Here is a 22,056-nt window from a genome sequence, read left to right as displayed (position 1 = left end):
ATGTATATAAGCCAGAGGGCGTGTTGGTTGTAAATCAGGCTAATGTTGGGTATCTTTACTTTGGTATCGGAGGATAAGTCCGAATGGTAAAATTCGCCCTCCGTCCTATATACAAACGTTGGGCACAATATAAAACAACACTATGCCAATAGCAGACTTTAACGGAAATACATTTGTTGCATTTACTGACATTTCAGGTTTTAAAGAACTAATGAAAAATGACGCAACTGCACTAGAAGCCATAAAATATTTTTATCAGACGGGCTTCAATGTGCTAAGAGAAACTGACAATGTAGAAGGATTCTTTGTATCTGATTGTGGAATTTTGTTTTCTCGAAATGGAGACAACCAGACAAAACTTTTGAGTATTTTGGATGCCGTGAAGAAAATTAACAAAAGAATGATCGAAAGGAACTATATGTTGACGACATCAATTTCATTCGGTTCTTTTGATTATCAGGGAAAAATTGAATTTCAGGGAATTGAAAAGAATGCGATTTATGGTGGTGCATACGTTCAGTCATTTTTAGACAACGAAACGGGTAAGCCAAAAATTCAGCCCGGTCAATGCAGGTTGGTAAAGCAAAATTTACCACAGCTTAATATAGAAAACATTCCGCTTTTAGTAGAAAGGGGAAACGACAGACAGCATCTGTATTATTATTGGCATCTAGAGAACCCCGAAGAGATTCAAAACTTTGAAAATAATTATCGAGACAGTTATTCTTTAAAATATGCAGGAATGATTAACGCTTTAAAGTCATAAACAAAATGAGCCATAAACGAACATTATTGGACATAGCCGATTTACACATAAATATCGAAAATCCCAGATTTGAGATGGTCGGCAATCAAAGGGAAGCAATCAAGACAATGATTGAAGACCAAGGAGAAAAATTGGCCAAGTTAGCTGAAGACATTACCAATGAAGGGTTAAACCCAGGCGACCCAATTTTTGTAACAAAACACGAAAAACAGCCAAATCAATATAATGTATTAGAAGGTAATCGAAGAGTTACTGCACTAAAGCTGCTTGAAAATCCCGACCTAATTCCTGAAACGAATAAGTCCCTTTTAAATAAGTTCAAAAAGCTATCTGAACAATACTCAAAATCACCTATTGAAAAGGTGCCTTGTATACTTTTTGATGAAGAAAAGGAAGCAGAGCATTGGATTGAATTAAAGCATACAGGCCAAAACGATGGAGTTGGAACTGTTGTTTGGGATGCTCAACAAAAAGCCCGTTACGATGAGCGAGTTAAAGGAACTTCAAGTTATGCACTACAAGTAATTGATTTTTTGCAAAAAGAAGATTCCGTTGACTCTGAACTTAAAAAGAATTTAAGCAAAGTAAAATCTTCTTCACTTCAACGTTTGGTTACCGACCCTGACTTTAGAAGAGTTGCAGGAATTGATATCAAAGATGGCAAGGTCATTACTAGATATGAACCATCAGAAGTAGCAAAACCTTTAAGCAAAGCCGCAAATGATTTATTGAGAAAAGATTTTACAGTTAAAGACATTTACTATAAAGACGACCGTCTCAACTATCTTGAAACTTTTAAGAAAACAGACCTGCCTGACAAAACTCAGGAACTATCAGGAAATTGGGAATTGATTAGCACAACTAGACCAAAGAAAGCTGACCCCAAAAAAGACAAGCCAAAAGGCAAAAAAAGTAATCCGTTGATTTCTAAACGGCACACAATTATTCCTAAAAGCACAATAATTCCTATTAGTCAGCCTAGAGTTAATAAAATTTACCACGAACTCAAAGACCTTGATTTAAGGGATTTTGAAAACTCAGGTGCCATTGCTTTTCGTGTGTTCATTGAATTGTCGATGGATAGTTACATAGAAAAAAATCCAATTACAGGAGTTAACGAGAATAGTAAATTAAGTCATAAACTAAAATCCGTAGCATCAGACTTAGAAAGTAAAGGAGTGCTTGATAAAAACAAATTAAAAGGTGCATATACTGCTTCTACAATGAAAGACAGTATTTTTTCAATTGACACATTCAATGCCTTTGTACATAACAAAGACTTCAATCCAGATGCTGAACAGTTGAAAAAGAATTGGGATAACTTAGAAATATTTTTTGTAAAACTATGGGAATTAATTTAAACACAAATTATTATTCGCCCCTTCGTTACCCAGGCGGAAAAGGAAAACTGTCGCATTACGTTCAATTACTTATTGAATATAACCTATTGACAGATGGCCACTATGTTGAACCATATGCGGGTGGTGCGTCCGTTGCTCTTTCATTGCTATTCAACGAATACGTCCAAAAAATCCATATTAATGATTATGACTTTCGAATTTATGCATTTTGGGACAGCGTATTAAACCAAACAGACGAACTTTGCGAAAAAATAATTGAAACTGATATTACAATAAAGAATTGGGAAAAGCAGAAGGAAATACAGCAAGCCCCTAATAACTACAATAACCTTGAAATTGGGTTTTCAACTTTTTTCCTAAACAGAACTAATAGGTCAGGAATCTTAAAAGCAGGAGTAATTGGCGGTAAAAATCAAACCGGTGATTGGAAAATTGACGCAAGATTTAATAAAGACGATTTAATCCAGCGAATAAAGAAAATAAGCCGTTACAAAAATAGAATTGCCTTATACAACTTAGATGCGGTTGATTTAACGAATAGATTGGATAAGGAACTGCCCGACAAGACTCTTTTTTATTTTGACCCACCTTATTACAACAAAGGAAAAGACCTTTATATCAACTTTTACGAGCACGCAGACCATCAACAGATTTCTCAAATAATCTCAAAGCTAAAAAATAGATTTTGGCTAGTTTCGTATGACAATGACGTGAATATCAGAAATCTTTATCAACCTTTCCTACAAAGAACGTACGAGCTGAATTACCACGCAGCTAATGCTTCAAAAGGAACAGAAATAATGATTTACTCACATAATTTAATAGTACCTGAAATCCATAACCCGACAAATAAGATTGAAATAAAAAAGATTGACTTACTTGGTTTAAAGGCCAATTGGATTGAAAAAAGGAAGAATACTGTGCCCAACAAAGTGTATAAGTAATAGCGGGTTAAGTGGTAAATCGAAGGTCTGTGCTTCTAAAAAACCTTGTGCTAAGCGGAAAGGAAAGTGCTTCGAAATCCGCTACTACTTATACACTCAAACGTTATAGGGCATTTAAAAAAAAAGACACTAAGAAGATAAAAATGAGACTAAAAGACAAAATAGCATTAATAACAGGTTCGGCTCGTGGAATCGGACGTGCAACTGCTGAACTCTTTCATAAAGAAGGAGCAATTGTAATCGTTTCTGACATTAGGGACGAAGAAGGAAATGCTCTTGTTAAGGGTTTAAAGACAAAAGCTGAATATTTAAATTTGGAAGTTGGAAATGAAGAAAGTTGGTTGAAAGCAACCGAGTACATAACTAAAAAATTCGGACGCCTTGACATTTTAGTAAATAATGCAGGGATAACAGGATTTTTAGAATCATCGGGACCTTGGGACGCTGAAAACTCAGACTTACAATCTTGGGAAGAGGTACACAGAGTAAACTCAACAGGCGTTATGCTTGGATGTAAATATGCCATAAAACTAATGAAGGAAAAAGGCGGAAGTATTGTAAATATTTCTTCAAGAAGTGGTGTAGTTGGAATTCCAGGAGCTGTTGCATATGCTTCAAGCAAGGCAGCCGTTAGAAATCACACAAAAAGTGTAGCCCTACATTGTGCAGAAAAAGGATATAAGATTAGATGTAACAGTGTTCATCCAGCAGCTATTATGACACCAATGTGGGACGCTATGCTTGGTGAAGGAGAACAAAGACAACAAATAATTGAAGATGTAGAATTTGGAATTCCAATGGGACACTTTGGAGACCCGATTGATGTTGCTTACGGAATTCTGTATTTAGCAAGTGACGAAAGTAAATATGTAACCGGAATTGAACTAACTATTGACGGTGGAATTTTAGCAGGAAGTGAAGCGAAACCAAGAAAATAAAAGAAAAACGCCCTATAACATCATCTATACACAAGCAGGGGTTTCGTACTTCGTAGGACAGGAAAGTGGTAAATTTAAAGTTCAGCTCTTCGCAGGAAGTTCAGTGGTTATAATCCCTGCCTGTGTATAGCTGAGAAACGTTGTGGTACATTTAAAATGAATAAGACATCTGTTATAGTAATTCTTTTGACTGTTGTTTTGCAAGCAAACTCTGTTTTCGGTCAAAACTCAAATTTAGATACAGTTTTCGTAAAAAGAAGTGTGTCAGATAGTGAATTTGAAATAGATACTTTATATATCCCCGGTGGAAGAAGTACTAAGCAAGTACTTGCAGGAACAACATTTCTTCCCTATTCAGAAAAAATGATTAAACTTCTGAACAATGGACTTTCTCCAATTAACTTGGAAATATTAAATGAGTGTGATAATTCAGGAAAACCAGATACATTTAATAACTATCCAATATTTAATAATATTATTAGAGATAAGGATGATTTGATAATTGATGTGACGGTTGTGGCAAACTGTTGTCACAATTTCCTTGGAGAAGCCGAAGTAATTGGTAGTGATACATTAAATTTAATTTATACATCTTATGGTGGATTTTGTTCTTGTGATTGCTGTTTTACCTTGAGGTATAAATTTGATACTTCAATGGAAGAACATTACCAAATTTTAAAAAATGTGACAATTAACAGCAGTAAAAAAACGGGAAAAATACCTGAAAAATAATAAAAAACGTACCACAACAATGCATATAGCAGACCAGCAGGTTCTATAGAATCCGATACTTCAGAGCTTTATCTGTTTTTTGTTTCGGTGGATAGTTAACTGCTTTAAAATCTGCTGGCCATGCCATAGTGTGCCAAGAAGCAGTGTCGGCATTAAACACACTGCATGCTTTAATTGAGATGGTGGAGACCGTTTGTAAGGTTGGCCCACCGGAATCGTCTTACAGGAGAGGGTTCCAAACCACCTGAAGGTGCTGTAGTAAAGAGCTATGGTGCTGAGCGTTCAGGAAAAGTAGTACCATGAGTACTACAGGTAAGAATAAAAGAGATGAACTAACCGTAACCGCTGATGAGGTGTCGAGAACCAGCCACATTCCATCAAAAGCTGTAGAGTATGCTATGCAGTTAAGAGTTCAGCGGAAACCTGTCTACTGGCTGAACGATGGGCGTCATTCAGGCGGCATGACTTTATTCAGGCTCAATTAAGGAACTTGGGAACCTGCATAGTGTTGAGGCTGGGGACAGTTCCAGCCCTCAAAGGGAAATGCACAATAGGAACAACCTAAAGGCAAAATACCGGTGCATTATGCAGGGGCGGACTAACTCGTAGTAGTGATGAAGCTCCTGTAATGGGAGTGGAGCGAAGGGGTTAGGTTATACAGTCAATTACATTTAACAACTCCGAAAGAGGATGATTTTATGGAATGAGACAAAATCAGTACCCATAAGCCGTCAAATGGTTTGGGGAGCTTATAAGAAAGTCAAAGCCAACAAAGGGAAGGCAGGTATAGACTCTGTCAGCATGGAAGAATTTGATGCCGATAGGTCAAAATACCTGTACAAACTTTGGAACCGGCTGGCTTCAGGAAGCTACTTCCCCCCACCAGTTAAAGAGGTAGAAATACCAAAAGACGACGGTAAATTGCGGAAGCTGGGAATCCCCACCATAAGTGACAGGGTAGCTCAAATGGTAATCAAGGAATATCTGGAACCAAGGTTCGAAGAGGTCTTCAGTCCCGACTCATATGGTTATCGTCCAAGCAAGAGTGCACACCATGCATTACAAGCTGTTCGATTAAACTGTAAAAGGTCTGACTGGGTAATAGACCTTGATATCAAAGGATTCTTTGACAATATAGACCATTCCAAGTTATTACTGGCAGTAAAGAAGCATGTGCCGGAAAAATGGTGCCTGCTATATATCGAGAGGTGGTTAAAAGCCCCCGTGCAAAGTAAATCAGGTTCCCTGATTGAAAAGCAAGGAAAAGGCACGCCACAAGGAGGTGTTATCAGCCCGTTACTGGCAAACCTGTTTCTTCATTATGGTATGGATAAATGGCTTGACCGCAACCACCCTTCAGTGAAATATGTCAGATATGCCGATGATGCCATACTTCACTGTCGTTCAAAGCCTCATGCAGAATATGTTCTAAGGTCTCTTCAGTACCGTATGGAGGAGTGTAAACTAGAACTTCATCCAGAAAAGACCAAACTTGTCTACTGTCGCGACTATCGAAGAACAGAAAAATTCCCTGTTGTAAAGTTTGACTTTTTAGGTTTCTCTTTTCAACCACGAACCACAAGTTCGAAAGAAGCGGGGAAACTGTTCGTAGGTTATGACTGTGCTATCAGTATAAAGTCAAAGAAGCGAATTGCAGATAAATTGGAAGCGTTGGATTTTGAAAAGCTGAGTTTCCACTGCATTGTCGGAATAGCAGGATACTTAAATCCCTTTATAAGGGGTTGGGTAAACTATTATGGCAAATATCGGAAGTCAGCACTTCATCCGGTATTTCGTATACTGTCACAGAGGATTGTCCGGTGGGCAAGGAAAAGGTACAAGCGTTATAAAACAAGCCTGAAAAAGGCCTACAATTGGCTTGAGCAGATTAGAGAGCAATTTCCTAATCTATTTTACCATTGGCAATTAGGATTTAAATAGGCTAACGCTTAAGATTGTATAACAAGAGCCGTATGATGGGAGACTATCAAGTACGGTTCTGTGAGAGGCTTGGGGTGAAATTCCCCTTGCCTACTCGACTGCTCACGTTGGGCAAAATTTGGAAAAAAAATGACGACTTCTTTCCGGAAAAAGTAGATTTTTTAACTGTCTTTAATTCACCGGAATTTTTTTAGGAATTAATTCTTTACTATTCGGTTGAATTTTTTCCAGATCTAGCATTATCTATCTGAATGCTCATGCCCCAAAACAAACCCGCTTTTAGTAGCAAATTTAATTTTTAATTCATTGGAGGTTTGTCAATGCTGTCCAGGTAAGTAATAATTTTTCTGCTCGTTAAATACTGATAATTAACTAAAAGGAAAATAAATATTAATAGGAATAAAAAATAAAAAGATTTTAAAATTTAAAAGAAAATGGGTCTGCTTCTTAATATTTTAACGGCATAAAGCTGAAAGCACTTCTCATCTTAACGGGGAAAAATCAAACTTTGCCCAACAGTGTGTATTACACATGGGGCGGGAGGCTTGTAAGTCAGGCTGTTTCTCACTATCTTGTCTTTTGTCGCGGGGGATACTAAACTAGCTTAAAAAGGCCCCACGTGTAATACACCGACGTTGGGGGCTATAGATTGCGAATCTCAGGCATATCTGCTATAAAACCATGTTCCTAAAAAGGGGCAGGTTGGTAAGCTATCGCAGGATAAAATACGATTCCTTTACTAACTTATAGTTACGGCGCCGGAACGGATTTTCTTTCGTCGCGGCAAAACGCAGCTGCTCATTAATATGATACTGCACCGCCAACAGGAAAGCTGTTAAAAGTTAAAAAATAAAGAGATATCTTTTTAACAGGAGAATGGCTTAAACCTAATATCTATACTTTCTTTAACTATCTAACCTGAACGGGTTTTTGGTATGTGAAGATAAGAGATTGAATAAGAGTTGACTAAACAGAACCACAAAAGCTGTGATTCTAAGATGCTCTTGCCGTCAGGTGTTAACCAACCGGAAAGAAAGCTGTTAAAACACCGATAGCCACCAGCTGAAGAGCTTTGTCAATATACTACAGCCCCCAACAATAGCTATAAGAGACCGCAGGTAATCGTTGATATTTCTCTGTTATTCGTTATATTTAAGCTTTACAAGGCTTCGAGGTTGGCGTACATAAACTGCGGCCTCTCATAGCCTGACGTTGGGGGCTATAGATTGCGAATCTCAGGCATATCTGCTATAAAACCATGTTCCTAAAAAGGGGCAGGTTGGTAAGCTATCGCAGGATAAAATACGATTCCTTTACTAACTTATAGTTACGGCGCCGGAACGGATTTTCTTTCGTCGCGGCAAAACGCAGCTGCTCATTAATATGATACTGCACCGCCAACAGGAAAGCTGTTAAAAGTTAAAAAATAAAGAGATATCTTTTTAACAGGAGAATGGCTTAAACCTAATATCTATACTTTCTTTAACTATCTAACCTGAACGGGTTTTTGGTATGTGAAGATAAGAGTTAACTAAACAGAACCACAAAAGCTGTGATTCTAAGATGCTCTTGCCGTCAGGTGTTAACCAACCGGAAAGAAAGCTGTTAAAACACCGATAGCCACCAGCAGAAGAGCTTTGTCAATATACTACAGCCCCCAACAATAGCTATAAGAGACCGCAGGTAATCGTTGATATTTCTCTGTTATTCGTTATATTTAAGCTTTACAAGGCTTCGAGGGTGGCGTACATAAACTGCGGCCTCTCATAGCCTGACGTTACCTGCAAGCCGATTTAAACAGCCATACCAAAATTATATTACAATTTTTTAAAATAAAACATAGACAGACTTGTCTGTTCGTTTGATGTTTTATACCTTTGTTGAACAATTAGGTAAATATGAGTTTTCCGAAAGAAAGAATATTAGAACAAGCTTCCCTATTATTTCATCAACAAGGTTATAACAGTACAGGAATTAACCAAATTATAAGTGAAGCAAATGTAGCAAAAGCTAGTTTTTACCAACATTTTAAATCTAAAGATGATTTATGTGTTGAGTATCTTAATAGAAGACATAAATATTGGTTTAATGAACTTTCAAATTTTACTTTAAAATCTAAAAAATTGAAAGAAAAAATTTTATCTGCATTTGATTTCATAATACATATGAACAATAAAGAGAACTTTAGAGGTTGTAGTTTCTTGAATATTTTATCTGAAATATCAAAAGAACAAGAAAGTATTCTTACAGTTATCCAAACTCACAAAAATGATTTAAGGATTTTTTTTGAACTATTAGTCGAAGATGAATTATTGGCAACACATATTTACCTTCTATTTGAAAGTTCTATTATAGAAAGTCAACTATTTAAATCAAATGAAATCGTAAATAAATCAAAATCGATAGTAAACAATTTAATTTAAAAAAATGGAACAAAAACATCCGCTCCCACCTTTCACCCTGGAAACTGCAAAACTGAAAATTCAAATGGCTGAAGATGCTTGGAATTCACAGAATCCAGAAAAAGTTTCATTAGCATATACTATTGACAGCGAATGGAGAAACCGAAATACATTTGTCAATGGTAGAAAAGAAATTGTAAAATTCTTAGCTGATAAATGGAAAAAGGAATTAAATTATAAGCTCAAAAAAGAGTATTGGTCACATTCAGAAAATAGAATTGCGGTTAGATTTGAATATGAATATCAAAACAAAGATGGTAAATACTTCAGAGCCTATGGGAACGAAAATTGGGAATTTGATGAGAATGGACTAATGAAAAAAAGGTATGCAAGTATAAACGACCTTGAAATCAATGAGTCTGAAAGATATTTGTAGAAAGGCCTGCAGGTAACAGCATATATACCTCAGAGGGGGTGGGCGTTGTAAGTTAGGCTGTTTTTCATTACCTTACTTCGGCATCGGCGGATACTGAACTGCTATACCCCTCCCCTCCGAAGGTATATATCAACGTTATGAAACATTAAATAAGTAAAATGGAGTTCACAAAAGAAAACATAGCCTTGATTAGGGATATAATCGCAATAATTGGTTTCCCATTAATTGTTTACCGTTTATGGATATTGAAATCTACCTTTGAACAAGATCATGAAAATAAAAGAAATTCTAAAGCTGTGGATTTAATCAAAGATTGGACTAAATCACTAAATAGTAAATCATCTACAGCTAGAAAATTAGTGGAAACATTTGACCAACAACAATGCATTAAGCTAAATAAGCAAGAGACCTTTGAAATAGAAGATTCGGAAAGCAATAAAAAGTATTTTAAAGTTATATTTGAATCAGAACCTACTGCAGCTAATTCAAAGATTTCAATTGATTATGAGAATTCATCTAAACTTCGATGGGAAATTATTACTTACCTTAATACTTTAGAAAGTATACTAACTGCATATAGACATAATGTTGCAGACCGAGAGATTTTAAAAGAACAATTTACATACCTAGTTAAGCCAGAGGAAAACCATTATGTTTTAGCAGAATTTAGAAAAGCGTCAGGGGACAAAAACTATCCTGCAATTCTAGATTTTGCAGAGGAATTAAAGAATGATATGAATAAAAATAATAATGGAAAACCTAAAACAGGTCGACTTTGGGGGTGGAAAAAAAAATAAACGTTTCATAACATTAGGTATAAGCAAGCGGGCGGAATGTAGGAGTAGAAACATTAACACCTTAAGCAAACTTTATATTACGGCGGATACGGACTGCCAGGCAAACGCCCGCCTGCTCATACCCGTTACGTTGGGCGCAAGGCAAAGAATGCTTCATCAACGTTTTAATCATTAATTTTAATCGGATTTTATAAAAGGATTATTATAAAATAAATAATATAATTTTCAAAAGTGTTAATATGAAATACCTAATTCTATATTTTGTGTTTTTATCTTCAAATGTTTTTGGTCAAAATTTATCAATAAAAGAAATGGAGTCCTATTTAGGGAACAATAAAAATGATGTCATAACAATCATTAAAAACAAGGGATTTAAGTCAGTAACATCTGGAGAGATAAAAAATGCAGGTGATGAAATGGCCACCCAACTTACTAAAGTTACAGGGAAGAAACTTAAGGCGGAAAATTTATCTCTAAATAGTTATTCTCTAACTCTAATAGTTGATGAAAAAGGATTGATTAGAGCTATTCAGATAGGAACGAAAAGACTTAAAGGAGACGAAGTAACTAATCGAATTCAAGAAATCGAGAAAGCAGGGTTTGTCAAAAACTCCGATAGAGAGGGAAGTGATGGACGGTCGAATATTAAGGATTATGAAAAAAAGGATAATATCTGCTCTTTGGCTATTTACTTTAATGGAGGATATACAAATACAATGTACTCTAAAAATTTATTGAATTAGCAGAGATAGAGAATAAGATATGTTGAGTGAAAAATGATTAATCAAGCTATTGAATAAAGAAAGCCCAGCGCCCAACAGCATATATACCTCAGAGGGGGTGGGCGTTGTTAGTCTGACTGTTTCTCATTATCTTACTTCGGCATCGGCGGATAGTGCACTGCTTTGAAATCCCCCTCCGAAGGTATATATCAACGTTGGGGGCTATAGATTGCGAATCTCAGGCATATCTGCTATAAAACCATGTTCCTAAAAAGGGGCAGGTTGGTAAGCTATCGCAGGATAAAATACGATTCCTTTACTAACTTATAGTTACGGCGCCGGAACGGATTTTCTTTCGTCGCGGCAAAACGCAGCTGCTCATTAATATGATACTGCACCGCCAACAGGAAAGCTGTTAAAAGTTAAAAAATAAAGAGATATCTTTTTAACAGGAGAATGGCTTAAACCTAATATCTATACTTTCTTTAACTATCTAACCTGAACGGGTTTTTGGTATGTGAAGATAAGAGTTAACTAAACAGAACCACAAAAGCTGTGATTCTAAGATGCTCTTGCCGTCAGGTGTTAACCAACCGGAAAGAAAGCTGTTAAAACACCGATAGCCACCAGCAGAAGAGCTTTGTCAATATACTACAGCCCCCAACAATAGCTATAAGAGACCGCAGGTAATCGTTGATATTTCTCTGTTATTCGTTATATTTAAGCTTTACAAGGCTTCGAGGGTGGCGTACATAAACTGCGGCCTCTCATAGCCTGACGTTAGCAAACATTTAAAAAAATGAAGTATGCCTTTTTATTTTTTGTATTAGTATTGTTTAGTTCTCTCGATGGATTAGGATATACTTTAATCTTTGAAACAGAGAAGCATTTGATAAAAACAGATACGAATTCTTTTTATGACTTAGTCAGAAAAAATTATAGAGAAACGAGAATTCTTGAAATTAAAAATGAAATTAATTATAGAAGTAAAAAAAGTGATGATGGAAATGTAAAAATGGACGGCATAAATTTGAATTTATATCTGGACGAAAAAAGACTTTCTTATGAAGCATCATGCTTAAGATATAATGAAATTTATAAATTAATTGAAAATAATAAAGCCCAAATTATCTATAAAAATGATTTAAAAGAAGTATCTAAAATTAAGATAAAAAAGAAAGGTTCTAAGTCAAAAGGAGAAATTTTAAAAATCTATTATGACAAAAGGAATAAAGAGGTGATTTTAAAAAGAGTTATTTATAGAATAGTTTGCAGAGGAGGTCCACGGTGGAGAAATGAGTAAAAACGTTTGCTAACAGCATATATGCCTCAGTGGTGGCGGGCGTTGCAAGTCAGGCTGTTTCTCATTATCTTTCTTCTCTGCCGGCGGATAGTGAACTACTTTAAAATCCACCACCGAAGGCATATATCAACGTTATGTGGAATTAAAAATAACCCAATCAAGTGACAGTTGACAATTTAATAATTATAAAAGGTGGTGCTTACAACGACGTAAAGAGAGCGTTAAAGCAATGGATTGACCTTTATTCAAATGACCTTGAGGACGGTTTGACTTTTAAATTGTTTAAGAATGGTCGTGGTAATCATATGATACAAGCAGATGAACGACTTGATAATGACAAATTCTATTATCTCATAAACTACCTTAAATATCCTGAAGGTGTTGATTATAAAATTGATGTTGAGGGTTTTACAGTAGGCAAAGATGATAATTTGTTGAAAGGCAGGAGATTATTAGTTTATATTTCCCAGTCTGATAAAGATTATGATAATGTTTTTGTTGTTACTAATGAGAACAATAGCTATAAAGTTGACTTTGGTGGTAAAATATTAAAAGCATTAGAAAGTAGAGTTTTCGTATTTCCGGTAAATCTTTCATTTGAAAATCCTGAAATATTGAAAATCAATCAGAAAGAATTTGCTAAGAAGAAATTAGAAACTAATAAAAGTTACATAGATAAGCGATTCAAATTAATTTCCGTTATTGTACTTGGCCTAATGCTAATCAGTGCATTTACTTGTTTTTACGACCAGAAAGTATTTATTAAATTCACATTCTTTATTGGTTTGGGTTTAGGGGTATGGTTTTTTGGTGATTATAAAATGTTGCAATCAAACAAATATTATGCATACTGTTTGTTATTATCTATAGCTTTTTTGTCCTATTCAATTCTAATAAATCAAGAATTGAATTTAAAAGATGGAATTATTGACTTAGGGGCACTATGCCCAATAGCATTATTAATTGTTCAAAAGCCAACGAGGTTTATTTTTAAATCTCTTTTAAATAGAGAGCCAGTGATTGACAGACCACCTCCAACTTTTTGGGATGGGGTTTATACAGTAATATTGTTTTTAAGTTTTGTAATCGTGCCATTCATAATTATGGATAGCTTGAAATAGAATGAAAACGCCACATAACAGCATATATGCCTCAGAGGGGGTAAGCGTTGTTAGTCAGGTTGTTTCTCAATATCTTGCTTCGGCATCGGTGGATATTGAACTGCTATAAAATCCCCCTCCGAAGGCATATATAAACGTTGGCGGCTATAGATTGCGAATCTCAGGCATATCTGCTATAAAACCATGTTCCTAAAAAGGGGCAGGTTGGTAAGCTATCGCAGGATAAAATACGATTCCTTTACTAACTTATAGTTACGGCGCCGGAACGGATTTTCTTTCGTCGCGGCAAAACGCAGCTGCTCATTAATATGATACTGCACCGCCAACAGGAAAGCTGTTAAAAGTTAAAAAATAAAGAGATATCTTTTTAACAGGAGAATGGCTTAAACCTAATATCTATACTTTCTTTAACTATCTAACCTGAACGGGTTTTTGGTATGTGAAGATAAGAGATTGAATAAGAGTTGACTAAACAGAACCACAAAAGCTGTGATTCTAAGATGCTCTTGCCGTCAGGTGTTAACCAACCGGAAAGAAAGCTGTTAAAACACCGATAGCCACCAGCTGAAGAGCTTTGTCAATATACTACAGCCCCCAACAATAGCTATAAGAGACCGCAGGTAATCGTTGATATTTCTCTGTTATTCGTTATATTTAAGCTTTACAAGGCTTCGAGGTTGGCGTACATAAACTGCGGCCTCTCATAGCCTGACGTTGGGGGCTATAGATTGCGAATCTCAGGCATATCTGCTATAAAACCATGTTCCTAAAAAGGGGCAGGTTGGTAAGCTATCGCAGGATAAAATACGATTCCTTTACTAACTTATAGTTACGGCGCCGGAACGGATTTTCTTTCGTCGCGGCAAAACGCAGCTGCTCATTAATATGATACTGCACCGCCAATAGGAAAGCTGTTAAAAGTTAAAAAATAAAGAGATATCTTTTTAACAGGCGAATGGCTTAAACCTAATACCTGTTCTTCGTTTAACTGCCTGCCCCGAACGGGTTCTTGTTTGTAAAGATAAGAGGTTGAACAAGAGTAACTAAACAGAACCGCAAAAGCTGTGATTCGAAGATGCTCATGCCGTCAGGTATTAACCAACCGGAAAGAAAGCTGTTAAAACACCGGTAGCCACCAGCTGAAGAGCTTTATCAATATACTACAGCCCCCAACAATAGCTATAAGAGACCGCAGGTAATCGTTGATATTTCTCTGTTATTCGTTATATTTAAGCTTTACAAGGCTTCGAGGTTGGCGTACATAAACTGCGGCCTCTCATAGCCTGACGTTGGGGGCTATAGATTACGAATCTCAACCATATCTGCTATAAAACCATGTTCCAATAACGGGGGCAAGTTGGTAAGCTGTCGCAGGATAAAATACGATTCCTTTACTAACTTATAGTTACGGCGCCGGAACGGATTTTCTTCCGTCGCGGCAAAACGCAGCTGCTCATTAATATGATACTGCACCGCCAATAGGAAAGCTGTTAAAAGTTAAAAAATAAAGAGATATCTTTTTAACAGGCGAATGGCTTAAACCTAATACCTGTTCTTCGTTTAACTGCCTGCCCCGAACGGGTTCTTGTTTGTAAAGATAAGAGGTTGAACAAGAGTAACTAAACAGAACCGCAAAAGCTGTGATTCGAAGATGCTCATGCCGTCAGGTATTAACCAACCGGAAAGAAAGCTGTTAAAACACCGGTAGCCACCAGCTGAAGAGCTTTATCAATATACTACAGCCCCCAACAATAGCTATAAGAGACCGCAGGTAATCGTTGATATTTCTCTGTTATTCGTTATATTTAAGCTTTACAAGGCTTCGAGGTTGGCGTACATAAACTGCGGCCTCTCATAGCCTGACGTTAGCTGTCACCACAAAAACATCAATTATCAAACATGAACGAATTAATTTCGCCTAAATACCAAATGAAACTTGTAGCAGAAGTGGAAAAAGCTATTTGGGGTGAATATAACTCGTATAAAAATGCTAAAAATTATATCCTTAAATGGTATGTGTATGACGAGCAAAACTTTCATTGGGAAAATTTTAGAATTATAGAAAAGGAAGATAAAAATATTGATTTAAATTCCACCTTGCATTCAATGCCAGGAGATATTCTTTTAAAAATTGCAATAGACTTAGGGGTAGATACGCCTGATTTTATTCCCTCTATTCCTACTTTCAAAAACGAGATAAAGTCTGAATACAAAACTGCATATGATACTTTTAATAAAGCATATAAACAAATTGAATCAGACCCTGGTACAGCTATAGGGCTTGCAAACTCTGCACTTGAAAGTATTATCAAAGAGATATTAAAAGATGATAGAATTCAATCAAAAATAAAAGGCAATGAAACGCTCTATCAATTGAGTTCAATTGTACTTAAGGAATTTAAATTAACTTGCACAGAACATCCTAAAGAAATTAAGACAATTGGAAATTCTTTGCTTGCTATTAACCAAGCCATTGAAAAGCTAAGAAGTGAAAGAACTCATTTTCACGGAAAAACGAGTGATGATTTAGTGATTGAAGACACAATCTATGCATATTTCATTGTGAATTCTGTTGCAACCGTTGGATTATTTTTGAATAAATTTTTTAAATCAAAATATCCAAAATCCGAACCTGAAATTGATGATTATAATGATTTGCCATTTTGAAAAATAAAAAGGCGAACAGCTAGCACTGTGTATATGTCATGGGGCGGTTCTGCTTGTAAGTCATGCTGTTTATCTTTATCTTGCTTTGGTACTGTGGGATAGAGAACTGCTTTAAAAACGCCCCACGCCACATACACTAAACGTTGTGGTGCATTTTAAAAATGAGCTAACATTGAATAATAACACAATTTACTGCTTTATAGCTACAAAAGAATGAATTTATGAATTTGAGAATAACTGCATTAATTTTAGTACTGCTCACCTCTTGCGAATCTTTTAATCAAGAAAAAATTGAATCTATAACCCAAGGTTATTCAAAAGATAATTTTAGAGGTTTATGGCAGGCTCAACTGATTAATACTTATGAAATAAGTAAAGAAAATGATTCTGAAGGATCATTGGTTGATTATCTTTCAGCGGTTGAATTTGAAGAGGAAATTGCAATAGACTCTTTGAATTTTAATTTTTTTAAAGATTCTGTTGTGATTATAGCCAATAGAGAAAGATATAAGTTTTATTATGAGATTGATACTACTTATAATCCTAAAATCACTCTTATTGATAAAGGACAACTTTCTATCCTTGATATTGAAAAGTTTAACAATGATACAATTGTCTTAAGAAATATGGCTATAAGTACCGAAAGAAAAGAAGGAAAAAGATTTATAGGAAGTCATTATTTATTAACTAGATAATATTTAAAAAAACGCACCACAACAACTAAGGCTTCGTTGGGTATGTAATGCCCACAATGAAGCCAGTGTTGTACGAAACCGGGGGTAACGCTATGGGGATTGCTGTTCTGGGTTGGGGTTTTCTGTAGGTTAGAATTGAGGGCCAATGCAGTTTTTTGCAAATTATGATTTCGCAGTTTTGGGTTTATAAGTTAAATCTACCGCCTCAATTTTCGATTTTTTGACCTTTTAAAGCTGTTTTTGTTGCCGTATAGGCATACCTTTCCCATTGCCACCAATGTGGCTGTGTTTTTAATTGGTTATATAGTCCAGGGACTTTTTCCAGACAGGAGGGCCTCTTTTGTTTATGACACCAATCGGGATCAACGCTTCTTCTTTGCAACAAGGGCAAACTTTTGGGTTGTAGGTTTCCAGGGTTCGTACCTCCTTGGCTTTGTTGATATCTTTTTCCAGTTGCCCTAATATTTCCGGAATGCTTGCCTTTTTGGAGGAGCTGCTCAAAATACCATAATGCCTGATGCGCATAAAGCCTCTTGGCAGGACATGCATAGAGAACCTTCGTATAAACTCCATGGCATCAAGTTCCATCTCAAGCTTTTTGGCGCCTTGCCGGTAATCCTTATACCCGAACGTGACGGTGTCCTTTCCTACTTCCCTGATGCGGTGATTGCTTATGGCGATCTTGTGGGTGTACCTTCCGAGGTATTCCAGGACAGCTTTGGGATGCCCAAATGGACGTTTGGCATATATGACCCAATCTTTTTCAAAAAGGGAGCTTGCCAAAGCTTTGTCTAAATCCGGGATCTTATATTTCAGCTTTTCAACATATTTTGCCCTAAACACCTTGCTCATGGCCTTTACCGGAAAAAGGTATTTGGCCTTGCGTTTTCCTGACTTCTTTTTTCCTTTTGCCGCTTTCCACTTTCCCTGTTTTGTAAGCCCGCCCCCCGGGACGATACAGTGCAGGTGGGGGTGCAGGGACAAGGTCTGCCCCCATGTATGGAGGATCGAAACCATACCTGCCTTTGCCCCCAGGTGTTGAGGGTCTGAGGCAAAAGTGGCCACTGTTTCCCAGGCGGCCTCAAAAAGTGTGTCATACACTTCCTTGGGCTTGCCCATTGCCAAACCGTTCAGTGCATCTGGCAAGGTGAACACCACATGGAAATATGGTACGGGCAAAAGCTCCCCCTCCCGTTTTCGGATCCAATCTTCCCGGTTCTTGCCCTGGCACTTTGGGCAATGACGGTTCCTGCAACTGTTATAGCTGATCCGTTCCACGCCACATGCTTTACAGGCATATATATGCCCGCCCATGGCATTGGTACGGCAGCGCATAAGGGCACCTAAAGTGCGGAGCTGCCACCTGTTTATGTTGGGGTGGCTTTCCACTTTTGGCCAATGTTTTTTCAGGACATGGGCCACTTCATGTTGCGCCCTCATTGCTTAGAGGGGTATAAAGAGTCAAGCGGGCTGAACGGTTTTTGCCTGCCGGACTGGGCGACATGGAGGTAGACCATGGTTGTCTGGACACATGCATGGCCGAGGAGGTCTTTAATGGTCATGATGTTGAGCCCGTCCTCCAAAAGGTGCGTAGCGTAAGTATGCCGCAGGGTGTGTACGTTTACCGCTTTTTCAATGCCCGCATCTTTGGCAGCCTGTCTTATGGCCCACTGGACACCGCGCTGTGAATACCTGCCGTCAAAGTCTCCACCTGCACAGCCTTCGGGTTTTCCGTTAAAAAGCCATTCCTCGGGCCGCTCGGCATCAATATAAGTTTTTAGGCCTCTGATGAGCATATCGCTGAGGGGGACATATCGGTCTTTGTTGCCTTTGCCATGTACAAGGAGCGCTTTTCGGTCAAAGTCCAGATCTGCAAGTTTGATGCCCCGTCCTTCAAAACATCTCAGCCCACAGCCATACAGCAGTCCGATAAGGACCCGGTGCTTGAGCAGCTTTGGAGTGCACAGTAGCCGTTTTACTTCTTCACGGCTCAGTACGACAGGTAGCCTTTTGTCCTTTTTGATAGACGGTAGCTCGATGCGTTTGTCTTTGAGCCCTTCTATCCGGTAAGCATAGCGGAGGGCATAAACGGTAAATTTAAAATAGGTTTCCGATGGGCTTTCGTGCTGCTCTTTTACCAAGAAGAGGTAGTCGTTGATCTGGTCGGGGTCTACTTCTGTGGGAACTTGGTCAAAGTGGAGGGCAATTTTTGCAAGGTGCCGGGTGTAATTGTTGACGGTACTTTGACTCTTTCCGGCAACAGTTATTTTTTTGCGAAACTTTTCATAAAATTCCTGAAAACCTGCTACCTTAGAACATGCGGTTTGAATAATGGTTGGCTTTTTTTTTCATGGTAATTAATTTAAAGTGAAAATTTACTTTGATAAAAAGTTAACCTTTATTCGCTGCTTTCAAAAACTACCGTAGGTTTAGTACAACAACATATATACCTCAGAGGGGGTGGGCGTTGTTTGTCAGGCTGTTTCTCATTATCTTACTTCGGCATCGGTGGATAATGGACTGCTATAAAATCCCCCTCCGAAGGTATATATAAACGTTGTGCGGCATACAAAAAAAGCCAACGCTCGGTCAAGCACATTTGGTTTTTGCCGACACACAAAGCCAAACGCTGAAAAACCAAAAGAGCTTGCCCTTTCCCACCGCTGAAAAAGACGATATTTCATTAAAAGTTTATATATTTGCATCTGATGCTAATTAATATGAATAAAAAAGCAATTAACAGGCTGAAAGTAGTTTTAGTAGAACACGGAAAGACCAATAAATGGCTTGCCGAAAAACTAGATAAAAACGAAACGACTGTTTCAAGATGGTGCACAAACGAGGTTCAGCCTTCTTTGGAAACTTTGATACAAATAAGCGAACTGCTGAACATTGATGTAAAAGAACTGATTTACTCAACTCAAAAAGATTAAACGGATGAAATTAGAACTAAAAATAGAAGACAATAAAATATTTGCCCCATTAAAGGACAAATGGTTAGTGCTAACACCAGAGGAAAAAGTTAGACAGACCTACATCTGCCGACTTGTAAATCATTACGGTTACTCGCTTGAACAAATGCAACAAGAGGTTACTGTTGCCGAAGGCAACAAAAGAGGCACAGGCAGAGCCAGTGCCGATATTGTTGTTTGGAAAAGTAAAGAAGAAGTTGAGAAAAAAGCACCTTCGATTGTAGTTGAGTGTAAAGCTGACAATATTGATATTGTTGAGGGCGATTACTTTCAGGGTTCGCATTATGCTCGTTACGTAAAGTCACCGTTTTTTGTAACTACCAATCTAAAGCATACCAAAGTTTTTAAAGTAAATCTTGACGGCTATCCAAAAGACTTGGAAGATGAAATTCTTGATATTCCTACCAATCAAGATTTACAAAGTGAGAAAAAAGTAAAAGACTTATTAACTCAAACCAAAGCATTTACAAGAGACGAATTCAGTAATCTACTTTTTAGATGCCATAACATCATTAGAAATAATGATAAACTTTCACCCGAAGCTGCATTTGACGAAACAAGTAAAATTCTTTTTATGAAAATCCGCTACGAGCGGAATCCAGACGAAGACAATATATTTTCACTTAAACAATTCAAAAAACAAGAATCTCAATACGAGAAAAACATACGACCAATTAACGTAAAACGAAACGGACCAAAAGACGACATTCCGTATATGGATTATTGGTTTGAATTGACAAAAGACGAGTTTAAGGATGATGACCTTTTCGACTCAAACGAAAAGATAAAAATCAAACAAGGAAGTTTTGAAGCGATTGTAAAAGCATTAGAAATATATAACCTTTCAACAACTTCTGATGACATTAAAGGAATTGCCTTTGAAAAATTTCTTGGCAGAACATTCAGAGGTGAATTAGGACAATTCTTTACACCAAGAACTGTAGTTGATTATATAGTTGAAATTCTAGACCCACAAGAGGGCGAAACTGTTTGCGACCCTTGTTGTGGTAGTGGTGGATTTTTAATTAAGGCTTTTGAATATGTAAGAAGCAAAATTGAAAATGAAATCAAAGAAGCTAAAGATCAGGTAAAACTAAAATATTACACAGACGAGTATTACAATGCTTCAAAAAAGGAGCAAGAGAAAATTGACCAAAAAGTAAACGACCAATTTACACTACTCAATTCTGAACTTGATATATTAAATCCTGAAAGCCGTTTAAGACGTCTTTCCTATGATTGCATTTTTGGCACGGATGCCAACCCAAGAATGGCACGAACAGCAAAAATGAATATGATAATGCACGGTGACGGTCACGGTGGCGTTCACCATCACGATGGATTATTAAATGTAAACGGAATATTTGACGGTCGTTTTGATATTATATTAACCAATCCACCTTTTGGAGCAAGGGTTGAAAAATCTTTAAAAATTACCGAGCAAGACAAATACACAGATATCGAGCGTATTGCAAAATATACTGAACGCTACAAAGAGGATTATGTAAAAGCACTAAAACAAATCAATGACAACATTGGAAAGCCCGTTTTAAGTCTATTTGACACAGGCAAAATGAGCAGTTTAACAGAAGTGCTTTTTATAGAGCGTTGTCTTGACTTACTTAAACCAGGCGGGAGAATGGGAATTGTTTTACCTGAAGGAGTTTTGAATAATACCAAACTTCAAAAAGTACGAGATTATGTAGAAGGCAAGGCAAAAATCATCAACATTACTTCTATTCCGCAAGATGTATTTATTGCTTCGGGTGCTACTGTAAAACCAAGTTTGCTATTCTTCAAAAAATTTACTGAGGAAGAAGCAAAACAATATGCTTCCATTCTTAAAACAGCCAAAACAAACGCCAAAAATAAATACAGTAAAGAAATTGCCGACTTGCAAGAAAAGATAAAAACAAGAGGTCTTGATAAAGACGAGAAAAAAGAACTGCGAGACAAACTAAATCAAGTACAGCAACAAATGGAAGATGAAATTAAATTGGAAGTGAAGACCAATTTTGATTATGAAATCCCAATTGTTGAAGTTGAAAAGGCAGGTATTAGCACAACAGGTGCAAAAATTGAAAACGAATTAGAACCAGTAGCTAAAGAGTTCACCAAATACCGTATTGAGAAACAACTTTGGAAAGAACGTTATACCACAGTTCAATATGATGAGTATGATGAAAAATTTCAACGAGTAGTTGCGTTTGGCGAACCAGAAACATTTTACACGAATTATGCAAAAATCAATCAATAACA

Annotated in this window: 19 protein-coding genes; 17 read left to right on the top strand and 2 right to left on the bottom strand. The window is 37.0% G+C overall.

The window, feature by feature from the left end; translation table 11 throughout:
• Positions 1-142: 142 nt before the first annotated feature.
• The 15 genes from RCC89_19910 (at position 143) to RCC89_19840 (ending at position 16,825) form a co-directional block, all read left to right on the top strand.
• Positions 143-766: a hypothetical protein gene (locus tag RCC89_19910; GenBank protein WMJ75407.1), complete on the top strand. Its 624-nt coding sequence runs from the start codon at positions 143-145 to the stop codon at positions 764-766.
• Positions 767-771: 5 nt separating this feature from the next.
• Entirely contained in the window at positions 772-2,127 is a 1,356-nt protein-coding gene (locus RCC89_19905) for a ParB N-terminal domain-containing protein (protein WMJ75406.1), read from the top strand.
• Positions 2,112-3,071, top strand: coding sequence for a DNA adenine methylase (locus RCC89_19900; GenBank protein ID WMJ75405.1), 960 nt, complete (start codon positions 2,112-2,114; stop codon positions 3,069-3,071). Before RCC89_19905 ends, RCC89_19900 begins: the two co-directional genes overlap by 16 nt.
• A 29-nt stretch (positions 3,072-3,100) precedes the next feature.
• A complete protein-coding gene (locus RCC89_19895; GenBank protein WMJ75404.1) occupies positions 3,101-4,009 on the top strand; it encodes an SDR family oxidoreductase in 909 nt (302 codons plus the stop codon).
• Positions 4,010-4,165: 156 nt separating this feature from the next.
• Positions 4,166-4,741, top strand: coding sequence for a hypothetical protein (locus RCC89_19890; GenBank protein WMJ75403.1), 576 nt, complete (start codon positions 4,166-4,168; stop codon positions 4,739-4,741).
• 299 nt (positions 4,742-5,040) lie between these two features.
• Entirely contained in the window at positions 5,041-5,226 is a 186-nt protein-coding gene (locus RCC89_19885) for a hypothetical protein (GenBank protein ID WMJ75402.1), read from the top strand.
• Between the two features lie 205 nt (positions 5,227-5,431).
• Entirely contained in the window at positions 5,432-6,682 is a 1,251-nt protein-coding gene (ltrA, locus tag RCC89_19880; GenBank protein ID WMJ75401.1) for a group II intron reverse transcriptase/maturase, read from the top strand.
• Between the two features lie 1,898 nt (positions 6,683-8,580).
• The gene (locus RCC89_19875) at positions 8,581-9,105 is read left to right on the top strand and encodes a TetR/AcrR family transcriptional regulator (protein WMJ75400.1); all 525 of its coding nucleotides are present in this window, start codon (positions 8,581-8,583) and stop codon (positions 9,103-9,105) included.
• Between the two features lie 4 nt (positions 9,106-9,109).
• Positions 9,110-9,520 carry a nuclear transport factor 2 family protein gene (locus RCC89_19870; protein WMJ75399.1) on the top strand — a complete coding sequence of 137 codons (411 nt, stop codon included), beginning with the start codon at positions 9,110-9,112 and terminating at the stop codon, positions 9,518-9,520.
• Between the two features lie 158 nt (positions 9,521-9,678).
• Entirely contained in the window at positions 9,679-10,317 is a 639-nt protein-coding gene (locus tag RCC89_19865) for a hypothetical protein (protein WMJ75398.1), read from the top strand.
• A 239-nt stretch (positions 10,318-10,556) separates the two neighbouring features.
• Positions 10,557-11,060, top strand: coding sequence for a hypothetical protein (locus RCC89_19860; protein ID WMJ75397.1), 504 nt, complete (start codon positions 10,557-10,559; stop codon positions 11,058-11,060).
• Positions 11,061-11,838: 778 nt separating this feature from the next.
• On the top strand, positions 11,839-12,342 hold the full coding sequence (locus RCC89_19855) for a hypothetical protein (GenBank protein WMJ75396.1): 504 nt from the start codon (positions 11,839-11,841) through the stop codon (positions 12,340-12,342).
• A gap of 161 nt (positions 12,343-12,503) precedes the next feature.
• Positions 12,504-13,463 (top strand): hypothetical protein, encoded by a 960-nt coding sequence (locus RCC89_19850; protein ID WMJ75395.1) that lies wholly within the window; start codon positions 12,504-12,506, stop codon positions 13,461-13,463.
• A 1,899-nt stretch (positions 13,464-15,362) separates the two neighbouring features.
• A complete protein-coding gene (locus RCC89_19845) occupies positions 15,363-16,130 on the top strand; it encodes an abortive infection family protein (protein ID WMJ75394.1) in 768 nt (255 codons plus the stop codon).
• A gap of 221 nt (positions 16,131-16,351) precedes the next feature.
• Positions 16,352-16,825: a hypothetical protein gene (locus tag RCC89_19840; protein ID WMJ75393.1), complete on the top strand. Its 474-nt coding sequence runs from the start codon at positions 16,352-16,354 to the stop codon at positions 16,823-16,825.
• A gap of 291 nt (positions 16,826-17,116) precedes the next feature.
• Here RCC89_19840 and RCC89_19835 read toward each other — a convergent pair whose 3' ends face one another.
• Together RCC89_19835 and RCC89_19830 are read right to left on the bottom strand one after the other, a co-directional pair.
• A complete protein-coding gene (locus RCC89_19835) occupies positions 17,117-18,265 on the bottom strand; it encodes an IS91 family transposase (GenBank protein ID WMJ75392.1) in 1,149 nt (382 codons plus the stop codon).
• Positions 18,262-18,966 (bottom strand): tyrosine-type recombinase/integrase, encoded by a 705-nt coding sequence (locus tag RCC89_19830; GenBank protein WMJ75391.1) that lies wholly within the window; start codon positions 18,964-18,966, stop codon positions 18,262-18,264. The genes RCC89_19835 and RCC89_19830 overlap by 4 nt, the downstream gene beginning before the upstream one ends.
• A gap of 579 nt (positions 18,967-19,545) precedes the next feature.
• Here RCC89_19830 and RCC89_19825 point away from each other — a divergent pair.
• Positions 19,546-19,758: a helix-turn-helix transcriptional regulator gene (locus tag RCC89_19825; protein WMJ75390.1), complete on the top strand. Its 213-nt coding sequence runs from the start codon at positions 19,546-19,548 to the stop codon at positions 19,756-19,758.
• Between the two features lie 4 nt (positions 19,759-19,762).
• A complete protein-coding gene (locus tag RCC89_19820; GenBank protein WMJ75389.1) occupies positions 19,763-22,054 on the top strand; it encodes an N-6 DNA methylase in 2,292 nt (763 codons plus the stop codon).
• Positions 22,055-22,056 lie beyond the last annotated feature (2 nt).

Source organism: Cytophagaceae bacterium ABcell3 (assembly GCA_030913385.1).
Lineage (GTDB): Bacteria > Bacteroidota > Bacteroidia > Cytophagales > Cytophagaceae > ABcell3.
Note: the sequence above shows the minus strand (reverse complement) of the source record. Positions and strands in the feature narration are given on the sequence as shown.

Coding starts and splice junctions, on each gene's coding strand:
- RCC89_19910 (WMJ75407.1), top strand. CDS start 143: ATGCCAATAGCAGACTTTAACGGAAATACATTTGTTGCATTTACTGAC.
- RCC89_19905 (WMJ75406.1), top strand. CDS start 772: ATGAGCCATAAACGAACATTATTGGACATAGCCGATTTACACATAAAT.
- RCC89_19900 (WMJ75405.1), top strand. CDS start 2,112: ATGGGAATTAATTTAAACACAAATTATTATTCGCCCCTTCGTTACCCA.
- RCC89_19890 (WMJ75403.1), top strand. CDS start 4,166: ATGAATAAGACATCTGTTATAGTAATTCTTTTGACTGTTGTTTTGCAA.
- RCC89_19885 (WMJ75402.1), top strand. CDS start 5,041: ATGAGTACTACAGGTAAGAATAAAAGAGATGAACTAACCGTAACCGCT.
- ltrA (WMJ75401.1), top strand. CDS start 5,432: ATGATTTTATGGAATGAGACAAAATCAGTACCCATAAGCCGTCAAATG.
- RCC89_19875 (WMJ75400.1), top strand. CDS start 8,581: ATGAGTTTTCCGAAAGAAAGAATATTAGAACAAGCTTCCCTATTATTT.
- RCC89_19870 (WMJ75399.1), top strand. CDS start 9,110: ATGGAACAAAAACATCCGCTCCCACCTTTCACCCTGGAAACTGCAAAA.
- RCC89_19865 (WMJ75398.1), top strand. CDS start 9,679: ATGGAGTTCACAAAAGAAAACATAGCCTTGATTAGGGATATAATCGCA.
- RCC89_19860 (WMJ75397.1), top strand. CDS start 10,557: ATGAAATACCTAATTCTATATTTTGTGTTTTTATCTTCAAATGTTTTT.
- RCC89_19855 (WMJ75396.1), top strand. CDS start 11,839: ATGAAGTATGCCTTTTTATTTTTTGTATTAGTATTGTTTAGTTCTCTC.
- RCC89_19845 (WMJ75394.1), top strand. CDS start 15,363: ATGAACGAATTAATTTCGCCTAAATACCAAATGAAACTTGTAGCAGAA.
- RCC89_19840 (WMJ75393.1), top strand. CDS start 16,352: ATGAATTTGAGAATAACTGCATTAATTTTAGTACTGCTCACCTCTTGC.
- RCC89_19835 (WMJ75392.1), bottom strand. CDS start 18,265: ATGAGGGCGCAACATGAAGTGGCCCATGTCCTGAAAAAACATTGGCCA.
- RCC89_19825 (WMJ75390.1), top strand. CDS start 19,546: ATGAATAAAAAAGCAATTAACAGGCTGAAAGTAGTTTTAGTAGAACAC.
- RCC89_19820 (WMJ75389.1), top strand. CDS start 19,763: ATGAAATTAGAACTAAAAATAGAAGACAATAAAATATTTGCCCCATTA.